We start from the raw sequence: 19,564 nt of genomic DNA on the forward strand, positions 1-19,564 counted from the left end.
GCGTACCCGCCTTTCAGGCGGGACATGGAGGGCTCGCGCACCGTTGAGCGGCGGGGCGGCACCCGAGTCACGGGGCCGGCCGGCGGATCAGCGATCCCGCAGCGTCAGCCGGCAGGATTCGCCGGGTTCGACGGAGACCGCCCGGTCGGGAAGCACGATGGCGATCGGCGAACGGTCGGACGCGGGCACGCTGACCTCGAGCTCTCCGTGCCGCATCCGCAGCCGAACACCCCAGTGCCCTCGGTAGCGCAGAGCGAATCCGTACTCGCTGAGTTCCGGCAGGGGTACGGGGTCCAGCCACAGTGCCCCGGACCGCGTCTCGAGACCGGTCAGTCCGCGTTGTACGAGATCGAGCGTGCCGCCCATGGCGCCGAGGTGGATCCCTTCGCCCGTGGTCCCGCCCTGCAGATCGGCGATGTCACCCTCGAGGGCTTCCCGGCAGTACTTCCACGCCTCGGCGCGTCGCACACGCGCCAGCACACAGCCGTGGACCAGTCCGCTGAGCGTGGATCCGTGGCTGGTGCGCCGCAGGTAGTAGTCGACGGTGTCGCGCCAGGTCTGCTCGTCCAGTTCGTGTCCGAGACGACGGAACAGCTCCTTGAGCTCGTTGGGCGAGAAGAGATAACCGAGCATCAACACATCGGCCTGCTTGGACGCCTGGTAGCGGTTGACCGTGTCACCCTCCGCTTCCAGGATCCGGTCGAGTCGGCGGATGTCACCGTAGCGAGCTGTGTAGGCGTCCCAATTCAGTTCCGCGAGGTCGCCGTAGCCGTCGAACTGGCTGATGACACCGGCGTGGAAAGGGACCCGGAGTTTACGGAAGACGTCCTCCCAGCAGTCGAGCTCAGCTCCGTCCAGGCCGGTGCGTTCGAACAGTTCCCGGCGGCGCGGTTCGGGGAGGGTGCGCAGGACGTCCAGGGTGCGGGTGAGCACCCAGGCCGCGGTGACATTGGTGTACGCGTTGTCGTCGAGCCCCGGTTCCTCGGCGCCCGGGTAGGCGTCGTGGTATTCGTCCGGGCCGACGACGCCGCGGATCCGGTAACGGCCCAGGCTCTCGTCGTAGGCGGCGGACGACGCCCAGAACCGGGCGATCTGGAGCAGCATCTCCGCACCCTTGGTGTGCAGGAACTCCGTGTCACCGCTGGCTTCGCAGTACTGCCACACGTTGTACGCGACGGCGGAGCCGACATGGTGCTGGAGCCGGGAGTGATCGGGCAGCCGGCGTCCCGAGTGCGGGTTGAGATGCAGCAGCTGGGTCTCCTCACGGCCGTCGCTGCCGCTCTGCCACGGGTAGAGCGCACCGGTCCGCCCGATGTCGCGGGCGGCCAGGCAGGCCTGTTCCAGCCCGCCGGTGGCGATAGCGCAGGAGCGCCCGTGAGACCTCGGGGAAGTGCAGATTGAGATAGGGCAGAACGAACAGCTCGTCCCAGAAGACATGACCGCGGTAGGCCTCGCCGTGCAGCCCCCGGGCCGGGACGCCGACATCCAGGTCCGCGGTGTGCGGGGAGAGAGTCTGCAGCACATGGAAGAGGTGGAGCCGCAGGATGCGGCCGGCTTCACCCGCGACGTCCAGTGCCCCTCTGCGCCAGAGCAGCCGCCAGGCCGTGCGATGGGAGGACAGCAGTGCGTCGAAGCCTGGGGCCCGGCTCACCCGGTCGACCGCGGAACGCAGTGGGTCACTGATCGCCGGGTCCCGCGAGGTGTGCAGGGCCACGGTCTTGTCGACGGTGGTGGTACGGCCCTGCACCAGCGGGAGTTGCAGGAGCTGTGCGGCACGCAGCTCGGCGAGATGGTCACAGGTCCGGGTGACCGGCCCCTCCACTGTGGTGCGGGACGCCATGCCGATACGAATGCCGGAGGTGCTGGTGCGGCAGCGCAGCCACACGGTGTCCGCGGCGCAGGTGCCTGTGCGGACATGTGTCAGGTGGTCGCCGTTCAGCTGCCGGTAGCGGTCCACTCCCGCATTGGTGACCGCGCCGTCGAGCGCGGCCTCGACCTCGATGTCACCGGACCAGTTCTCGGCCGTGAACTCGGTACGCAGGGCCGCCAGATGAGGTTGTGCCATGTGTACGAGGCGCAGCTGCCGCGCGAGCGTCCTGCGCCCCTGGGCATCCTCGTACCGCACATGCCGCTCCAGGGTGCCGGAGTGCAGGTCCAGGGAAAGCCGGTGGTCGAGGAGCGTCACGGTGTCCGGCGTGAACCACGGTGCGGCGTCGTCGCCCGTCCCCGTACGGAATCGCAGCGGCAGCCAGTTGGGCAGGTTGACCATTTCCTCGTTCTCGACCAGGCACCCCGCCACCTCGGATGTGAGGCGGTTGTAGCAGCCCGCCACATAGGTGCCGGGGTAGTGCACGGAGTCCGCGGCGCATTCCGGGGCGGCTCCGCGGGTGGCGAAGTAGCCGTTTCCGAGGGTGCACATGGACTCCCTGAGCCGCTCGTCACCGGGGTCGTAGCCCTCGTAGTCCCAGGTCCAGTCCCGCATCGTCGGCCCTTCGCGTCGTCTGCGCCGTCGCTGAGGAGGTCGGCCAGGTCCCGGACGACCAGGTCCGCGCCGTGCCGGAGCAGAGCTGCCCCGCTGTCGGGCTCCGGGGTGCGATCCACACCCGCCACCGGGCCGAAACCCCCGCGTCGGTCCGCCTTCACCCCGGCGAGTGCATCCTCGACCACCGCGGTGCGGCAGGCGGGCGTACCGAGCCGCATCCCGCGTGCGGCGAGAAACGAGGCGGCGCCGTCCATCCGGGGCCTGCCGTCCACATACCGCGGACAGTCCTCGCGCGGGTCGAACGGGCGCCTCGGATCGGGGTCGGAGGGCGGGTGGTCCCGCAGACAGGTGTCGAAAGCGGTCTTCCGGGCCGAGGCGTGCGGTCGCGCGGAGTCGGTGATCACTCCGTCGGTGTCGAAGACCACCGCTTCCACGGCGCTCAATGCGGCAATCACGGGCTCACGCACGCTGAGGTACGACTGCAACGGGGCAGGCGGCGTGATGAAGCGCTGTGTGGGCCAGTCGGCCCAGCTGGAGCCCGAAGTGCCCCTGACGGCGCTCGGCTCCCACGATCAGAAGGTCCGCGTCGCCCGAACGCTCGAGCAGCACCTTGCGGGCCGGACCCTCCACGGTGGCCCGGCTCACCCGGACGGCGGGGTGGTCGCCCGCAGCCCTGCCCAGTGCCTCGTCGAGCAAGGTGGCGGCTCTCATCTCGTGGAGCTTCGCCGCGTCCGAGGCGCGCAGGCGTTGTTCGGCGCTCTCGTGCGCGGGGCGGCGCCATGCGTGTACGGCATCGAGGGTGCAGCCGCGCGCCTCGGCCTCGCGGAAGGCGAAGCCCACCGCGCTGGAGCCTGCCGTGAGGTCACCGACGCCCAGGAGGATCCGCTTGTGGGTACCCGACAGGGCAGCCTTGTCCCCGCGTACGACGATCACCGGGCAGTGGGCACGTGCCGCCACCGCCAGACTCACCGAACCGAGCAGCAGACCCGCGAGGTCCCCGCGGCCACGTGATCCGATGACGACCGCGAAGGCGTTGTACCCCTCATGCAGCAGTGCGGTCACCGCCTCCTCGGGCAGCACCTCGGTGGACACCTTCACATCCGGGTTGCGCCGACGGACGCGCTCCTCGGCGGTATCGACGATGTTGTCCGCGAGCACCTGCTCGGAGGGGCGGTCGAGGCTGTACGAAGGCGTCTCACCTTCGTAACGCTCCCAGAGGAACGCGTGCACCAGCCGGAGGGGAGTTCCATGGCGTGCGGCCTCGTCCACCGCCCAGTCCACAGCCCCGAGGCTGGATTCCGATCCGTCCACGCCCACGACAAGGGGCAGCTCCATCGTCCCCACCACCTTTCATCCGGCTGATTGGAGGCGTTCCTGTTGTCAGTCCCACTTGCGCGGGGCGGCGAGGAGGCGCTTCGGCACCCGTACGGGGCATTCGCCCCACATGCCTCGCCGTCCCGCGGGCATGCCCCTGGAAAGGCAGGCCACGGCACAGGGCCTCCCTGTCCACTCAACATCCAGGCGGAGTGCCGCGCACCTGCCGGGCTTCCCCCGGAACCGGGCCTCAGTGCCCTACTGCGCCGACAGGGGCGACGAACCCGCTCGGGAGCCGGCCGGCCCGTGCGACGCGCCCGCTTCAGGTGGAGGCTGGAGTCGGGCAGCGCCGCCGCTGCCCGACGGAGCGTCGTGGATCACCGGTCGTGGATCACCGAGGGAAGTGCTGAGCATGCCGGACAATGAGCCAGGGGACTCGCCCAACCCGCAGTCCAGGCCGACAGGGGGCGATATCGGCCGACGGGTGGCACAGCGCCGTGAGGAGATCGGACTCACCCGTGAGGACGTCGCTCTGCGCGCAGGATCGGCACCCGGATACCTCCAGTACATCGAAGAACGGGCCGTCACACCCGGCATTGGCTTCCTGCTGCGTCTGGCCAACGCCCTCGAAACCACGGTGGCCGACCTGACCGGGGGCGGCGCGGATCTGCCACCGGGAGCCGGCCGGGCGGGGGAACACCCGGAGCTGGTGGAAATGACCGTCGAAGAGTGCCGTGAACAGTTGTCGACGCATGGCGTGGGCAGGGTGGCTGTCTCCACCGCGGACGGACCCGCCATTATTCCGGTCAACTACCTCGTCATGGACGACATGGTGGCGTACAGAACGGCCCCCGATGCCGTTCCCGCTGCCGCCGCGGACACCGAGGTCGCGTTCGAGGTGGACCACATCGACGATGCGCTGAGTCAGGGCTGGAGCGTTCTCGCGGTCGGCCCCGCACATGTCGTCACCGACCCCGAAGCCGTGCGCCATCTGGAGGAAAAGGCACACACCACCCCATGGGCGGGAGGTGACCGCGACCTGTGGGTGACCATCACGCCCAGCCGCCTCACGGGCCGCCGGATCCACGTCAGGCAGACCCATGCGCCTTCCTCGGACGCAGACCCGGAGGCTTCCGCGTCCTGACACAGCTGGAGGCAGTGCTCGGCGGGACCAGCGGTCCGCCGGCACGGGACCTCGCCTTTGGAGCCGTCGGCAAGGCATGAATGCCCGCCGCCGCACGGCGCCGGATCGAGCCAGAGGGTTTCACGGGCTTCATCGGGCCACGGGACCGGCCAGCGACGGCTACCCCTGAGACGCGTTGCGGACAAGAGGCCGTCGCCCGCGGTCGCGGTTGGTCCGAACCTGACTGATCGTCATCCCCCCTGCCCACCCGGCAAGTTCGGCGGATACTTCGAGCCCATCAGGTCGATCGTCCCGGACTATTGACTCTGAGTGTGATAGTCGCGATTCTCGTCGCACCGCTTGCACCGGCCATGACAATCCATCCCGGGGACGGACATGGCCCGGACGGCGTCGGCTCCTCGACCGCACCATCCGCTCACCGAAGGCATGAGTGATGACCATGACTCGACACCCGCACCGCAGACGAAGGCAAAGGCCCATCGCGGTTCTGTCGTTGCTTCTCACCGTGGTGGCCATGGTCCTCGGCACAGCGCCCAGTTCATCGGCCGAGTCCGGCTGGTGGACCCCGGCCGCACGACCCGCGCCCGACTCCCAGATCAATGTCACGGGCGAGCCCTTCAAGGGGACCGACTCCCAGGGCCAGGTACGGGGCTTCGTCGACGCGCACAACCACCTGATGTCCAACGAGGCCTTCGGCGGCCGGCTCATCTGCGGCAAGCCGTTCTCCGAACTGGGCGTCGCCGACGCGCTCAAGGACTGTCCCGAGCACTACCCCGACGGCTCGCTCGCGATCTTCGACTTCATCACCAAGGGCGGGGACGGCAAGCACGACCCCAACGGATGGCCGACGTTCAAGGACTGGCCGGCGCATGACTCACTGACCCACCAGCAGAACTACTACGCCTGGGTCGAACGGACCTGGCGCAGCGGCCAGCGGGTGCTCGTCAACGACCTCGTCACCAACGGCGTGATCTGCTCGGTCTACTTCTTCAAGGACCGCAGCTGCGACGAGATGACCTCCATCCGTCTGCAGGCACAGAAGACGTACGACATGCAGGCCTTCATAGACAAGATGTACGGCGGCCCCGGCAAGGGCTGGTTCAGGATCGTCACCGACTCCGCGCAGGCCCGCGAGGTCATCCAGCAGGGCAAGCTGGCCGTCGTTCTGGGGGTCGAGACCTCCGAGCCGTTCGGCTGCAAGCAGATCCTGGACATCGCGCAGTGCGGCAAGGACGACATCGACCGCGGTCTGGACGAGCTGCACAAGCTGGGCGTACGCAGCATGTTCCTGTGCCACAAGTTCGACAACGCCCTGTGCGGGGTCCGCTTCGACGGAGGCACCCTCGGCACCGCGATCAACGTCGGTCAGTTCCTGTCGACCGGTACCTTCTGGAAGACGGAGAAGTGCGCAGGCCCGCAGCACGACAACCCGATCGGCATCGCACCGGCGCCCGAGGCGGAGAAGAAACTCCCGCAGGGCGTGCAGGTCCCGTCGTACGCCGCGGACGCGCAGTGCAACACCCGCGGCCTCACCGAGCTCGGCGAATACGCCGTGCGCGGCATGATGAAACGCAAGATGATGCTGGAGATCGACCACATGGGCGTCAAGGCCGCGGGTCAGGCCTTCGACATCCTCGAGTCCGAGTCGTACCCCGGTGTGATCTCCTCGCACAGCTGGATGGACCTCAACTGGACCGAGCGGGTCTACCGTCTCGGCGGCTTCGTCGCCCAGTACATGCACGGCGCCGAGGGGTTCAGCGCGGAGGCGAATCGGACGAAGGCGCTGCGCGACAAGTACAACGTCGGCTATGGCTACGGCACTGACATGAACGGAGTCGGCGGCTGGCCGGGCCCCCGCGGCGCGGACACCCCGAACCCGGTTCGGTACCCGTTCCGCAGCGCCGACGGCAGCGCCGTCATCGACAGACAGACCACCGGCGAGCGCACCTGGGACATCAACACCGACGGCGCCGCGCACTACGGTCTGGTCCCGGACTGGCTGGAGGACATACGGATCGTCGGCGGCAAGGGTGTTGTGGACGACCTCTTCCGGGGCGCCGAGTCCTACCTCGACACCTGGAAGGCGTCCGAGAACCACAAGGCCGGGGTGAACCTTGCCGCAGGCTCGTCCGCCTCGGCCAGCTCGTCGGAGTGGAGCCTGTTCACGAGTTACGCACCCGACAGGGCCGTGGACGGCAACGCGGGCACCCGCTGGGCGAGCGACTGGAGTGACGACCAGTGGCTCCGGATCGACCTCGGGGCACCGAACCTGATCAAGCGCGTCACCCTCGACTGGGAGCGCGCCTACGGGAAGGCATACCGCATCGAGGTCTCCACCGACGGCACGAACTGGCAGTCTGTGTGGTCCACGACCGCCGGTGACGGCGGCCTGGACACGGCACAGTTCGCCGGCACGTCAGCCCGATACGTACGCGTCCACGGGCTGGAGCGCGGCACCAAATGGGGCTATTCCCTCCACGAAGTCGGCGTCTACAGCAGCTGACGCCACCGATGGAGCGCCCAGGGGCCGGGGCCGGCCGGATCAGCTCTCCTGATCCGGCCGGCCCCGGCCCCATGCCCCGGCGCGGTACAAGAACGAAGGGAACCACATGGCACGGATGCCGTCGGCCGAGCGGCGCCGACAGCTGATCGAGGCAGCCATCCGCGCGATGACCCGCGACGGTGTCTCCAGGACGACGACCCGGTCCATCGCCGCGGAAGCGGGCGTCTCACTGAGCGTCTTCCACTACTGCTTCGACTCCAAGCAGGCCCTGCTCGAATCCGTCATCACGGCGATCACCGATCACTACGTCACGGTGGTGAAGGAAGCGATCCGGCCGAAGGCCACCCTTCGGGAGACCATCCGGGCGGGATTCCAGGCCTACTGGGACCATGTGTCCGCCAACCCGGGGGAGCACATGCTCACTTACGAACTCACGCAGTACGCCCTGCGCCAGCCGGGGTTCGACCATCTGGCACGACGGCAGTACGAGCTCTACTCCGACACCTACACCGAACTGATCGAACAGCTTCGTCGCAGCATGAAGTTCGAACTCCGCGTACCTGTCCCCGTGCTGGCCCGCTATCTGGCCGTCATGACCGACGGACTGACCCTGAACTTCCTCGTTCTCGGCGACGACGCAGCGGCGGCGGACATCCTCGACACGATCGCCGACCAGGTCGTCAACCTCGTCCGCGACGACGTCAGGTCGTCGCCCCCGTCGCCCTGACATTCCCGTGTTGCCGGGCGTCGGGGGTGCCGATGCGTGCGATGAGCAGGGCGATGTCGTCGTCGGCGGAGGCGGGGGCGAGATGGCTGAGCAGGGTGTCGCACAGGTCGGCCAGCGGTGTGGTGCCGCTGAGCAGCTGGGTGAGTTCGGTCAGACGCTCGTCGATGTCGCGGCCTCGGGCTTCGATGAGGCCGTCGGTGTACAGGACGAGAAGGCTGCCCGGGGCCAGGGCCACCTCGGTAGTGGTGAACTCGACGCCTCCGACGCCCAGCGGTACTCCCGCAGGCAGTCGCAGCAGGTGCGCGGTGCCGTCGGGGGCGACGACGGCGGGCGGCGGGTGACCGGCGCGAGTGACCTGGCAGATGCCCGTGCGCGGGTCGCAGACGGCGTAGAGGAAGGTGGCAAGCAGGGGGTCGGAGAGGTCGGCAAGGGCGGCCTCCATGTGGTGCAGGAGCTCGACGGCGGGAAGGTCGAGACGGGCCAGCGCCCGCACGGAGCTGGACAACCGCCCCATGGCGGCTGCAGCGGCGGTGCCGTGGCCCATCACGTCCCCGATCAGCAACGCGGCCTTCCCGTCACGGAGCGCGATGACGTCGTACCAGTCGCCGCCGACCTCGTTGACGTCACTGGCCGGCAGGTAACGGTGGGCGATCTCGAACCCCGGCGGCGGCGTCACATGCTGCGGCAGCATGCTGCGTTGCAGGATCACGGCGGTGTCATGCTCCCGGCTGTACATGCGGGCGTTGTCGACGCACACCGCCGCACGGGCGGCCAGGTCGCCGGCCAGCGCGACATCGGCGGAATCGAAGGGTCTGGCCGTGCCGACGCGGCAGAAGGACGCCACGCCCAGCACCACGCCACGGGCGAGCATGGGCGCCATCATGAACGAGTGCACGCCCATCTGCAGCAGCCGTTCGGGCTTGTCGGTGTGGCGGGCCGCACCCGCTACCGCCCTGTTGTCCAAATGGGCGATCAGAAAGGGCTGTCGCTGGACGAGGGCCTGGGTGTAGGGGGCGGTAGCCGGGAATGACAGAGTCCGGCCCAGCGGAGCCAGCACATCGGCGACCGGCGAGCCGCTGAGAGGTGCCTTGCCCAGGCGGCGCAGCGTGGCGCCACCGACCAGCCCGACGCCGGGTGCGGCTCCGGCGGCGACTGTTTCGAGCACATCGACGATGACCACGTCGGCCAGGTCCGGCACCGCCACTTCGGCCAGCTCCTGCGCGGTGCGTTCCAGCTCCAGTGTCGTCCCGATCCGGACGCTGGCGTCGTTCAGCAGAGCGAGCCTGCGGCGGCCGGCTTCCGCCTCTGCCTGGGCCTGCTCCTGGGCAGTGATGTCGATGATCGACGCGGTGACCCCGATCGGCCGGCCGTGGGCATCCTCCAGACGGACGAACGAGCACGACCACACCAGGTCGCGGTCCGGGTCGGCCGGTGTCCGTCCGATGCGGCGGAAGTCCAGCACTGCCTCCCCGCTCGCCAGGACCCGGCGCATCACCTCCTCCATCTCCCCGGTATTCACCTCCGGCAGCACCTGCGCCAGACGACGGCCCACATGAGCCGCCTCCCGGACCCCGTTCATCGCTTGCAAGGCCGGGTTGACCTGCAAGAACCGAAGCTGCGTGTCGAACACCGCGATCCCTACCGGAGAGCGGGCGAACAACCCGTCCCACACCGCCGACGCCCCGCGCACCCGGCGGGCACCGGCGGCGTCGGCCGCGAAAACCAGCACCCCAGGGCTGCGATCACCGCCCGGGACCGGACATGCCCAGATCTCCAGCTCCAGCGGGTGCCCATCCCGGTGCCACGCCGTGACCACACCCATCACACCGTGCCCCGCGGCAGCCGCCTCCCACAGAGACCGGCCAAGGCTCCGGTCAGCGCCCGGATGCATCAGCTCCACCACATGCCGGCCAACGACCTCCGGCGCCCGGTAACCCAGCAGCTCCTGCGCCACCGGATCCCACCGCACGATCCGGCCGTCGGCTCCGGTTGCCACCAGCGCCACCGGCAGCACACCCAGCCACCCGCCGGCACCTGTGCCCGCACCAGCGGAGTCGGTCAGCTCCTCGATCGGCATGTCATCACTCATCGCCGGACCTCACGCCAGCAGGGGACCCTCCCAGTATCAGCCTCCGCACGCGGCAGGGCACGGACAGTGAGCCGATAGACCTGCTCCTGTCCCCCGTGCGGCCGGAGCCCGTTTCGATACGCTGCACGGGCCATCGGCATCCACACCTCACAGCGGTATGCGCAGGATTTCTCCCCGTACTCACCGGAGTCTTGAGATGTACGTTCGCCGGATCGTTCCCAATGTCCAGTCGGAAGCTCTTGAGGAGAGCTCGGAGTTCTACAGCCTTCTGGGGTTCGAGGAAGTCATGAACCACGGGTGGATCATGACGCTTGCCTCCACCGACAACCCAGCGGTCCAGGTGAGCCTGATGACCAGCGACAAGACGGCCCCCGTCGCGCCGGACATGAGCATCGAGGTCGAGGACGTGGACGCGGCCTACGCCATCATGCAGACGCGCGGTATGGAGATCGTCCACCCGCTCACCGACGAGGAGTGGGGAGTCCGCCGCTTCTTCGTCCGTGACCCGAGCGGCCTTGTGGTGAACGTCCTCAGCCACAGCTGAGGGGCGGGTGCCCGGAATCCGGCTTCCCGGGCGCGACAAGCCCCGCCGGGAGCCCGCAGACAGCCCGCGGGCATCTGCGTACGGTCCGGGCTGTGAGGGGCGGCAGGTAGCGGGTACCGCTCACCGGCGCGCGCCCCGCCCGACCGCGACCCTCTCCACGTCGTGCCGGAGGCGGACGACGTCGAGGTCCTTCGGACTGAGGACGTCCAGGCCGGCCGGCGCGGGCCGGCCTGGACGTGATGATCAGACGGCGTCGAACCGGTCGAGGTTCATCACCTTGTCCCAGGCGGCGACGAAGTCGTTCACGAACTTCTCCTTCGCGTCGTCGCTCGCGTAGACCTCCGCGAGCGCGCGCAGCTCGGAGTTCGACCCGAAGACGAGGTCGGCGCGGGTGCCGGTCCACTTGACCTCGCCCGTGGCGGCGTCGCGGCCCTCGAACGTGTTCGCGTCCTCGGACGTCGCCTTCCACGTCGTGCCCAGGTCGAGCAGGTTGACGAAGAAGTCGTTGGTCAGAGACCCGGGGGTCGTGGTGAGGACGCCGAGCGACGACTGCTGGTGGTTCGCGCCCAGGACGCGGAGGCCACCGACGAGGGCGGTCATCTCGGGGGCGCTCAGGGTCAGCAGGTTCGCCCGGTCGAGCAGCAGGTACTCGGCCGGCAGCCGGTTGCCCTTCCCGAGGTAGTTGCGGAATCCGTCGGCGGTCGGCTCGAGCGCGGCGAACGACTCCACGTCGGTCTGCTCCTGCGAAGCGTCCGCGCGGCCCGGCGTGAAGGGCACCTGGACGTCGAAGCCGGCGTCCTTGGCGGCCTGTTCGACGGCAGCAGCGCCGGCGAGCACGATCAGGTCGGCGAGCGAGACCTGCTTGCCACCCGTCCGGGCGGCGTTGAAGGTCTGCTGGATCCCCTCCAGGGTGCGCAGCACCGTCGCCAGCTGGTCGGGGTCGTTGGCCTCCCACCCGCTCTGCGGCTGGAGGCGGATGCGCGCGCCGTTGGCGCCGCCGCGCTTGTCGCTGCCACGGAAGGACGAGGCCGACGCCCACGCCGCGGACACGAGTTGGGACACCGAGAGGCCCTGGCCGAGGATCTGGCCCTTGAGGGAGGCGATGTCCTCGGCGTCGATGAGCTCGTGCGTGACGGCGGGGAGGGGGTCCTGCCACAGCAGCGTCTCGGTGGGCACCTCCGGGCCGAGGTAGCGCACGATCGGGCCCATGTCACGGTGGGTCAGCTTGAACCACGCGCGGGCGAAGGCGTCCGCGAACGCGTCGGGGTTCTCGAGGAAGCGCCGCGAGATCTGCTCGTAGGCCGGGTCGAACCGGAGCGAGAGGTCGGTCGTCAGCATCGTCGGGGCGTGGCTCTTCGACGCGTCATGGGCGTCGGGGACGGTGCTTGCCCCGGCGCCGTCCTTCGGCCTCCACTGGTGCGCACCGGCGGGGCTCTTGAACTGCTCCCACTCGTAGCCGAACAGGATCTCGAAGAAGCTGTTGTCCCACGTGATCGGGGTGTTCGTCCAGATACCCTCGAGACCGCTGGTGATCGTGTCGCCACCCTTGCCGGTGCCGTAGGTGTTCTTCCAGCCGAGGCCCTGCGCCTCGATCGGGGCGGCCTCGGGGTCTTCGCCCACGCTGTCCGCAGGGCCCGCACCGTGGGTCTTGCCGAAGGTGTGACCGCCCGCGATCAGGGCGACCGTCTCCTCGTCGTTCATCGCCATCCGGCGGAACGTCTCACGGATGTCGCGGGCCGCGGCGAGCGGGTCCGGGTTCCCGTTCGGGCCCTCCGGGTTGACGTAGATGAGGCCCATCTGGACCGCGCCGAGGGGGTTCTCCAGCTCGCGGTCGCCGGTGTACCGCTCATCGTCCAGCCAGGTGGTCTCGGGGCCCCAGTAGACGTCCTCGTCGGGCTCCCAGACGTCCGCGCGACCGCCGCCGAAGCCGAAGGTCTCGAAGCCCATCGACTCCAGGGCGACGTTGCCCGCGAGGACCATGAGGTCGGCCCACGAGATGTTCCGGCCGTACTTCTTCTTGACCGGCCACAGCAGGCGGCGGGCCTTGTCGAGGTTCCCGTTGTCCGGCCAGCTGTTGAGGGGGGCGAAGCGCTGCTGGCCGGCCCCGGCACCGCCGCGGCCGTCGCTGATCCGGTAGGTGCCGGCACTGTGCCACGCCATACGGATCATGAACGGGCCGTAGTGGCCGAAGTCGGCGGGCCACCAGTCCTGCGAGGTCGTCAGCACCTCCGCGATGTCCTGCTTCACGGTCGGGAGGTCGAGGGTCTTGAACGCCTCGGCGTAGTCGAACTCCTCGCCGAGGGGGTTGGCCACGGCGGGGTTCTTGGCGAGGATCTTCAGATTGAGCCGCTCCGGCCACCACTGGCGGTTTCCGCCGCCCTGCGTCGGGTGCGGGGCTCGCCCGTGCGCAACCGGGCAACCACCTTCGCCCTCCGTTTTCGCGTCTACGACGATTGCATCATGGTTCTCAGACATTGGAATCCTTCCGGAGTGGGCGGATCACGGTGCTCAGGAACTGCGGGCGGTGGAACAGCCGGGGCACAGGCCCCAGCAGATGACTCCGGCCTCGTCGACCGAGAGCCGTGGTCGTCGGACGCGGTCGGGCAGGGGCCCCGCCGACCGCGCATCCGACATCGGCGACGACACCGTACGACCGGCACATGACGTGGTGGTGGTTGTCCCCGACGCGTCCCTCGAACCGGGCAGGGCTGCCGGCCGGTTCGAGGCGGGGAACGAGACCCGCCGCGGTGAGGGCGCGGAGGGCCTGACAGTTGACTTGAAGGGCGAGATGACCCAGACGATCGCTCGGGGCGATACGGCCCACGCGATCGCACCGCCCGAAGTCGATCGCCTCGACGCCGAGGTGGTCACCGTCCCGGACGGTCTCGAGCAGCGTGAGGCGGGCGGCCGTCACCCGCAGGCCGACGCCGTGCGACCCCTCGGCGATGGTCCCGTCACGTCTCTGTCTCATGCCGGATCTGGAGTCTTCCTGTCCATTGGCTATCACCGGAACCGATCCTATGATGGATAGAATCCAAGTCAAGAAGCGCGCCAAACTCATATTCAATAGGAACCCGGACATCCACTGGTAATCTCCGGATATCCCACCGAACCCGAATAGGTGAACCGAAATGAGTGACCTGCTGGAGCGACTGCGAGGGCGTGGCTGGCGGATGACCTCCCAGCGGCGTGTCGTTGCGGAGGTCCTCGACGGCGACCACGTGCACCTCACGGCCGACGAAGTGCACACCCGCGCGGCACAGCGGCTGCCTGAGATCTCCCGGGCGACCGTCTACAACACCCTGGGCGAGCTGGTCTCCCTCGGTGAGGTCATCGAGGTCTCCACCCACGGCCGCGCCAAGCGCTACGACCCCAACGCACACCATCCGCACCAGCACCTGGTGTGCTCCAACTGCGGCACCATCCGCGACGTCCACCCGACCGGCAATCCGCTGGCCGGCCTCCCGGCGGTGGAACGGTTCGGCTTTACGGTGTCCGAGGTCGAGGTCACCTACCGCGGGCTGTGCCCCGCCTGCGCCTGACGATCTCCGGTCGAGGCGTTATGCGCGATGTCAGTCCGCCGCCGGGCCGTCCGTCGTGTCCGTCGACGCCCGATGGGCGGGCCACGCGTTGAGGGCGCCTGCCAGCTGGGCGCGCGAACGGACGTCCAGTTTCTGGTAGATGCGGGTGAGCCGCGCCTCGACCGTCTTCACGCTGAGGTACAGCTTCGCCGCCGCCTCCTGGTTGCTGGCCCCCACGCCGACCAGCAGCGCGAGCCGCAGCTCCGCCTCCGTGAGCAGGGACACGGCGCCGCCGCGGGCCGGGTCGGGTTCGGTCGTACGGGACGGTGTCTCCGTCACCAGTGCCAGCCAGGGCGATGCCCCGGCCCTTTCGAAGACCGCGGCCGCTGCCTGCAGCGCGTTCTGCGCGGCCGACCGTCTTCGGCGGCGGCGTTCGACCCTGGCGAGCGCGATCAGCGCCCGCCCGCGTGCCAGCGGCAGTCCCGCCACCGCGAAGCGATCGGCGGTCTCGGTCAGCAGCCCCGCCGCCTCCTCGGGCTTTCCGGCCGCCGCCAGATACAGGGCGTACGCCCGGTCGCAGCCGAGCAGCACCGTTGCGCGGCCCAGGCGTTCGGCGACGGGTCGCACATCGGCAAGCAGGGCCGCGGCCTCCTCCGGAGCGTCGTTCGCGATCAGCGCCTCGGCCAGCTCCTCGTGCCAGCGAAGCATGGAGGGGTCGACGGTCGACTGGGCGCGTTCACCGGACTGCACCCGGCGCAGGGTCTCCAGGGCGTTCGCCACATCCCCGGTCACGAGCTGGACCCGGCCGAGTGCGTACAGACTGCGGGAGAGGAAGACATGGTCGCCCTCCTCCTCGGATGCCTGAACACTGCGCCGGGCATAGCTCGCGGCGCGCGCGAAACTGCCGCCGGCGCTCTCCGCGAGAGCCAGCGTGTACCAGGCGGGCCCCGGCGAGAGACCTGCCTCCAGCGTCAGGGCGAGCGAGCGTCCGGCGTGCGCGAGCGACGCCGCGCACTGGCCCTGCCGGGCGTCGATCTCCGCGAGCGTATGGAACAGCTCGATGGCGTCCTCCACCGGGCCACGGCGCTCGACCAGCGGCAGCAGGGCGTTGAGCTGGTCGCGGGCGTCGGTGAGCCGGTCGTCGAACAGTGCATGACGGATCGTCAGGATCTGTGCGGCGTTACGGATGCCAAGCGGCCGCTCGACCATCTCTAGGGCTCGTGCCTCGGTAAGGACACGCTCCGCGTCCGGCGAGCCGAGGACGCGGTCCATGCGCGCCTGGACGGTCAGCGCCGTGGCCGCCGTCCTGCGGTCGCCGACCGATCCGGCCAGCACGGCGGATTCGACGGCGGCGGCCCGGGAGCGTACGGGATCACCGTCGGCCAGTACGTGTTTCACCGCCAGCCGGAGCTGGACGGCCGCCCGCAGCGCCGTGTCGCCCTCGGAGTCCTCCATGGCGTGGACATAGATCTCGTCGAGGTCGGTCAGTCCCTGCCCGGCCGTGTCCAGCACGGCGAGCCGCGCGCGAACCCGGTCGGCGGGCGCGGCGTCGCGGGCGAGGAGATCGGTCGCGGCGCGCATCGCAAGGTCCGCGCGGGCCGCGCGGGCGGCTTCCTCGGCGGCGTCGACGAGCCGGGCGAGCCGTTGCGCGCTGTTCCTGCCGGGCGTGGACTCGGCGGCGAGCAGGGCGAGTTCGGCGGCCAGCGCGCTGTTCCCGCGGCGTCGCGCCGTGTCGGCCGCAGCCGCGACCTCCGCTGCCAGTTGCTCGTCGGGGATGTCCGTGGCCAGCGCCCGGTGCCGTACGGCCTCGACGGGGTCGTCCACGACCCGCGCGAGAGCCGCATGACCGTCGCTGCGCTCGGCCCACCCGGCGTCGTGCACCAGCGTGGAGGGCAGCAACCCGGCCGTGAAGGCGACCGTCCCGTCCTCCGTGAGCGAGATGAGATTCGCCCGCTCGGCGGCGGCGAGATCGGACTCGGCCATATTGCGGCCGGTGCGGCGGATCAGCGAAGCCGTCGGGCGCAGCGCAAGTGCGGCCAGCAGGAGCGTGTCACGCACGGCGGGGGAGGCAGCGCCGAGCAGTTGACGTGCGAGATCGCGTGCGCGCCCGGACAGGGACAGGGCCTCGGCGTGGTGCACCGGCGTCCTGGCGTCGGCGAGGGACCGGCCGACGGCGAGCGCGAGACGCGGATTGCCGCCGCTGGCCTTGTGGATACGGCCGGCCATCCGGGACGGCAGCCGGTGGTGGAAGAGCAGTTCGGCGATCTCGTCGGCGTGCAGCGGCGCCACGTTCAGGACGTCGGCCTCGGACGGCACCCACAGCGGCTCCGGGCATGCCGCGTCCTGCGGTGCCGTACGTGTGGTGGATGTGTCGGGTCCGTACGCCTCGGGGGTCTCGACGGCGACGACGCGCAGCGCCGACGGAGCCAGATGCAGGGCGAACCGCATCAGGTCGGCGCTGTCGGCGTCGATGCGCTGGACGCCGTCGACGACGAGCAGGACGGGGCCGTGTGCGGCGAGCGTCCGCAGGATCTGGGCGAAGGCGAGCCGCAGGGCGATGGGGTCCCAGCCGTTGTCGGGCACGGGCGCCTCGCGGCACAGCATGGCGACAGCGGTCCGCTGCGGTCCGGGCAGTCCCCCGAGGATGTCGTACGGTGCGGGCCCGCCCTGGGGCCGGGCCCCGGGCCAGGAGGCGCACGACGAAATGGTCGCGACCAGGGCGGCGGCGGCCGCGCCGGGTATCTCCCGGTCGGCGGGCAATGTGGCGAGCCACAGTACGGTTTCGCCGCGGGACTCGGCGCGCGCGGCGACGGTCAGGGCGACCTCGGTCTTGCCGACCCCGGCCGGGCCCGTGAGCAGGGCACGCCCGCGGGCGTGCAGGACTCGTTCGAGCCGCGCGAGGAGCTCCCCCCGCCCGACCGGTGCAGGGCGGTGCGCCGCCGTTCTCACGTACCCACCACCCCCCTGTGGCCTGCGCGGGACTCTGCCCGTGAGAGCAGAGCATACGAATCAGGCCACCGCAGTCCAGACCGCTTGTCCGGGATGCGGACGGGCGCGCACGGACAGGCGGCGGGGCGCGCTCACGGCGATATGCCGCGAACGCGCCCCTGACCAGCTGTGATGCACTTGTGTTGGGTGGTTCAGAAGGTGAGACTCCAGGCGTCGATGTAGCCGGTGTCACCCGATGCCACATCGCGGACCTGCAGCTTCCAGGTGCCGTTGGCCACCTCGCTGGACGCGTCGACCGTGTACGTCGCAAGGACGTTGTCGGCGCTGTCGGACGACGACGAGGCCTTCAGGTTGCGCACCGTGCCGTCCGGCGCGATCAGATCGATGACCAGGTCGCCGCGCCAGGTGTGCTTGATGTCCACGTCGACCTTGAGGACGGCGGGGGCGTTGCCGGTGCGGCCGGTGACGGCGATCGACGAGCTGACGGTCGAGTTGTCCGCGATTGTCACATCCGTCGCGTTGCTGAACGTCGTACCGCCGGTGGTGCCGGTGACGGCGTTCACGGTCTTCGCCGCATCGGCGATACCGGTGCCGCAGCCGCCGGTGCAGGTGCCCGGCAGCGGCCTGGCGTTGCTCTTGATCGCGGCCTCGATCTCGGCCGGGGTCAGAGTGCTCTTGGCCGACTTGAGCAGCGCGGCGAGCCCGGCGATGTGCGGGGCGGCCATCGAAGTGCCCTGGTACGGCTTGTAGTTCTCCGTCGACTGGGTGGTGGCGCCGGAGTTCAGCGTGGAGAGGATGCCGTTCTCCGGGGTGGTGACGGTGCCGGGCGTGTCGGTGGCGCGGCGGGTCTCGCCGCCGGGCGCGGCGACGTCGACGATGCTGCCGTAGTTCGAGTAGAACGAGCGGTTGCCCTCGCGGCTGGTGGACGCCACGTTGATGATGTTGGCGCAGTTCGCGGGGGTGAAGCCTGAGGCGTTGGCGTTGCTGTTGCCCGCCGCGACGACCACCGTGGTACCGCGGGACACGGCGCCGTTGATGGCGTTCTGGTAGACGCTGGGGCAGGTGGCGCTGGCGCCGCCGAGGCTCATGTTGATGACCTTGGCCGGGTTCGGGTTCGCCGGGACGCCCGGGACGGTGCCGCCGGATGCCCAGGTGATCGCGTCGGCGATGTCCGCCGAGGAGCCGCCGCACTTGCCGAGCACGCGGACCGGCTGGATCTTCGCGCTGTACGCGATACCCGCAACGCCCTTGCTGTTGCCCGCCGTTGCCGCGATGGTGCCCGCGACGTGGGTGCCGTGCCAGGAGGAGTTGCCCGCCTTGGAACCGGTGCCGCACTCGCCGTCGGTGGCGTTCCAGTCGCCCTCGTCCTTGGCGTCGCTGTCGCGGCCGCTGCCGTCCCGGGCGTCCGCGGCGGTCGAGATGAAGTCGTAGCCCGAGATGACATTGGCGGCGAGGTCCGTGTGGGCGGCGTAGCCGGTGTCCACGACGGCGACGGTGACGCCGCTGCCGGTGGTCTTGTCCCAGGCGCCGGGCACGTTCATGCCGCCGGTGGCCTCGAACAGGTCCCACTGCTTGGTGTACTCGGTGTCGTTCGGGGTGACCGCCATCGCGTAGGCGCGGATGTCCGGTTCCACGGACGCGACCGACGGGTCGGCGCGGAAGGCGTCCAGGACCTCGCCAAGGTCCTTCTTGGACGCCTTGCCACCGAGGTTGACCAGTGCGGCGCCGCCGGCGAGCCGGCGCTCGAACGACAGGCTCTCGCCGGTCTCGGCGGCCTTGGCCGTTGCGTCGGTCTTGGCCGCCGTGTTGGAAGTGGCCTCGGACGTCTTGGACTTGTAGGTGACGATGACCTTCTCGACCGGTGCGGTCGGCAGTGAGGTCATCGACTGGGAAGCCGGAGCGGGCTTCGGCGAGGGCGGCGGCGGAGTGGCGGCGAGTGCCACGGAGTACGTGGCGGCGACGGCGGCGATCGTCGCGCTCGCGGCCACGACGGATATGAGTCTCCGTCTGGAACCGTTCAAGGTGTTCCCTTTCAACTGACGGTGCGGAGCGCGGACGGACGGCGCGGGAACCGCGGTTGGCTGTGGGGGTGCGATCCGCGGTCCCCCGGGCGGGTCGCCCTCGCGCCGCCGTCGGCGCGACGGCCCCTGGTCAAGGGCCGTCGCCGGCAGATCCCACGATTTACATGCACCTGACATTTAACAGTCAGAGGCTGGAATTCGCCGGTGCGGCAGACAGTAGGGAATGCGGAGATGAACCCGATACGGGGAAAACCCTTGTCACCCCCGTGG

10 protein-coding genes and 3 pseudogenes are annotated in these 19,564 nt (G+C 69.8%); 5 read left to right on the forward strand and 8 right to left on the reverse strand.

The window, feature by feature from the left end; all coding sequences use genetic code 11:
• Window positions 1-87: 87 nt before the first annotated feature.
• The 3 genes and pseudogenes from OG966_RS04500 to OG966_RS04510 all read right to left on the reverse strand — a co-directional run bounded on the left by OG966_RS04500 (window position 88) and on the right by OG966_RS04510 (window position 3,817).
• Window positions 88-2,482 (reverse strand): annotated as a pseudogene (locus OG966_RS04500) (glycoside hydrolase family 65 protein).
• Between the two features lie 20 nt (window positions 2,483-2,502).
• A pseudogene (locus tag OG966_RS04505) lies at window positions 2,503-2,985 on the reverse strand (hydrolase); the annotation flags it as partial.
• Window positions 2,942-3,817 (reverse strand): universal stress protein, encoded by an 876-nt coding sequence (locus OG966_RS04510; protein WP_326648063.1) that lies wholly within the window; start codon window positions 3,815-3,817, stop codon window positions 2,942-2,944. The gene OG966_RS04510 and the pseudogene OG966_RS04505, both read right to left, overlap by 44 nt.
• Before the next feature lie 391 nt (window positions 3,818-4,208).
• Between OG966_RS04510 and OG966_RS04515 the strand changes: the two genes are divergently transcribed.
• From OG966_RS04515 to OG966_RS04525, 3 genes are all read left to right on the forward strand, one after another.
• Complete coding sequence (locus tag OG966_RS04515; RefSeq protein ID WP_326648064.1) at window positions 4,209-4,940, forward strand: helix-turn-helix domain-containing protein; 732 nt, start codon at window positions 4,209-4,211, stop codon at window positions 4,938-4,940.
• Window positions 4,941-5,379: 439 nt separating this feature from the next.
• On the forward strand, window positions 5,380-7,443 hold the full coding sequence (locus OG966_RS04520; protein WP_326655083.1) for a galactose-binding domain-containing protein: 2,064 nt from the start codon (window positions 5,380-5,382) through the stop codon (window positions 7,441-7,443).
• A gap of 106 nt (window positions 7,444-7,549) precedes the next feature.
• Entirely contained in the window at window positions 7,550-8,170 is a 621-nt protein-coding gene (locus tag OG966_RS04525; protein ID WP_326648065.1) for a TetR/AcrR family transcriptional regulator, read from the forward strand.
• Here the strand turns inward: OG966_RS04525 and OG966_RS04530 are convergent.
• Window positions 8,145-10,259, reverse strand: coding sequence for a SpoIIE family protein phosphatase (locus tag OG966_RS04530; protein ID WP_326648066.1), 2,115 nt, complete (start codon window positions 10,257-10,259; stop codon window positions 8,145-8,147). The two genes, OG966_RS04525 and OG966_RS04530, sit on opposite strands and share 26 nt — an antisense overlap.
• A 196-nt stretch (window positions 10,260-10,455) precedes the next feature.
• Between OG966_RS04530 and OG966_RS04535 the strand changes: the two genes are divergently transcribed.
• Window positions 10,456-10,803 (forward strand): VOC family protein, encoded by a 348-nt coding sequence (locus OG966_RS04535; RefSeq protein ID WP_326648067.1) that lies wholly within the window; start codon window positions 10,456-10,458, stop codon window positions 10,801-10,803.
• A 243-nt stretch (window positions 10,804-11,046) separates the two neighbouring features.
• Here OG966_RS04535 and katG read toward each other — a convergent pair whose 3' ends face one another.
• Window positions 11,047-13,278, reverse strand: a complete 2,232-nt coding sequence (katG, locus tag OG966_RS04540) for a catalase/peroxidase HPI (RefSeq protein ID WP_326648068.1) — start codon at window positions 13,276-13,278, stop codon at window positions 11,047-11,049.
• A 33-nt stretch (window positions 13,279-13,311) separates the two neighbouring features.
• Window positions 13,312-13,774: pseudogene (locus OG966_RS04545) on the reverse strand (Fur family transcriptional regulator).
• Between the two features lie 160 nt (window positions 13,775-13,934).
• Here OG966_RS04545 and OG966_RS04550 point away from each other — a divergent pair.
• Entirely contained in the window at window positions 13,935-14,345 is a 411-nt protein-coding gene (locus OG966_RS04550; RefSeq protein ID WP_326648069.1) for a Fur family transcriptional regulator, read from the forward strand.
• Window positions 14,346-14,375: 30 nt separating this feature from the next.
• On the opposite strand, the gene OG966_RS04555 is transcribed toward OG966_RS04550, so the two are convergent.
• The gene (locus OG966_RS04555; RefSeq protein ID WP_326648070.1) at window positions 14,376-17,273 is read right to left on the reverse strand and encodes a helix-turn-helix transcriptional regulator; all 2,898 of its coding nucleotides are present in this window, start codon (window positions 17,271-17,273) and stop codon (window positions 14,376-14,378) included.
• Window positions 17,274-17,464: 191 nt separating this feature from the next.
• Entirely contained in the window at window positions 17,465-19,261 is a 1,797-nt protein-coding gene (locus OG966_RS04560; protein ID WP_326648073.1) for a S8 family serine peptidase, read from the reverse strand.
• Window positions 19,262-19,564 lie beyond the last annotated feature (303 nt).

The sequence above is a fragment of the Streptomyces sp. NBC_01750 genome, assembly GCF_035918095.1.
In the GTDB taxonomy this organism is placed as follows: domain Bacteria; phylum Actinomycetota; class Actinomycetes; order Streptomycetales; family Streptomycetaceae; genus Streptomyces.

Excerpts from the sequence above, each read along its gene's own strand:
- OG966_RS04530 (WP_326648066.1), bottom strand. The coding sequence starts at position 10,259 with ATGAGTGATGACATGCCGATCGAGGAGCTGACCGACTCCGCTGGTGCG.
- OG966_RS04525 (WP_326648065.1), top strand. The coding sequence starts at position 7,550 with ATGGCACGGATGCCGTCGGCCGAGCGGCGCCGACAGCTGATCGAGGCA.
- OG966_RS04535 (WP_326648067.1), top strand. The coding sequence starts at position 10,456 with ATGTACGTTCGCCGGATCGTTCCCAATGTCCAGTCGGAAGCTCTTGAG.
- OG966_RS04515 (WP_326648064.1), top strand. The coding sequence starts at position 4,209 with ATGCCGGACAATGAGCCAGGGGACTCGCCCAACCCGCAGTCCAGGCCG.
- OG966_RS04550 (WP_326648069.1), top strand. The coding sequence starts at position 13,935 with ATGAGTGACCTGCTGGAGCGACTGCGAGGGCGTGGCTGGCGGATGACC.
- OG966_RS04520 (WP_326655083.1), top strand. The coding sequence starts at position 5,380 with ATGACTCGACACCCGCACCGCAGACGAAGGCAAAGGCCCATCGCGGTT.
- OG966_RS04510 (WP_326648063.1), bottom strand. The coding sequence starts at position 3,817 with ATGGAGCTGCCCCTTGTCGTGGGCGTGGACGGATCGGAATCCAGCCTC.
- katG (WP_326648068.1), bottom strand. The coding sequence starts at position 13,278 with ATGTCTGAGAACCATGATGCAATCGTCGTAGACGCGAAAACGGAGGGC.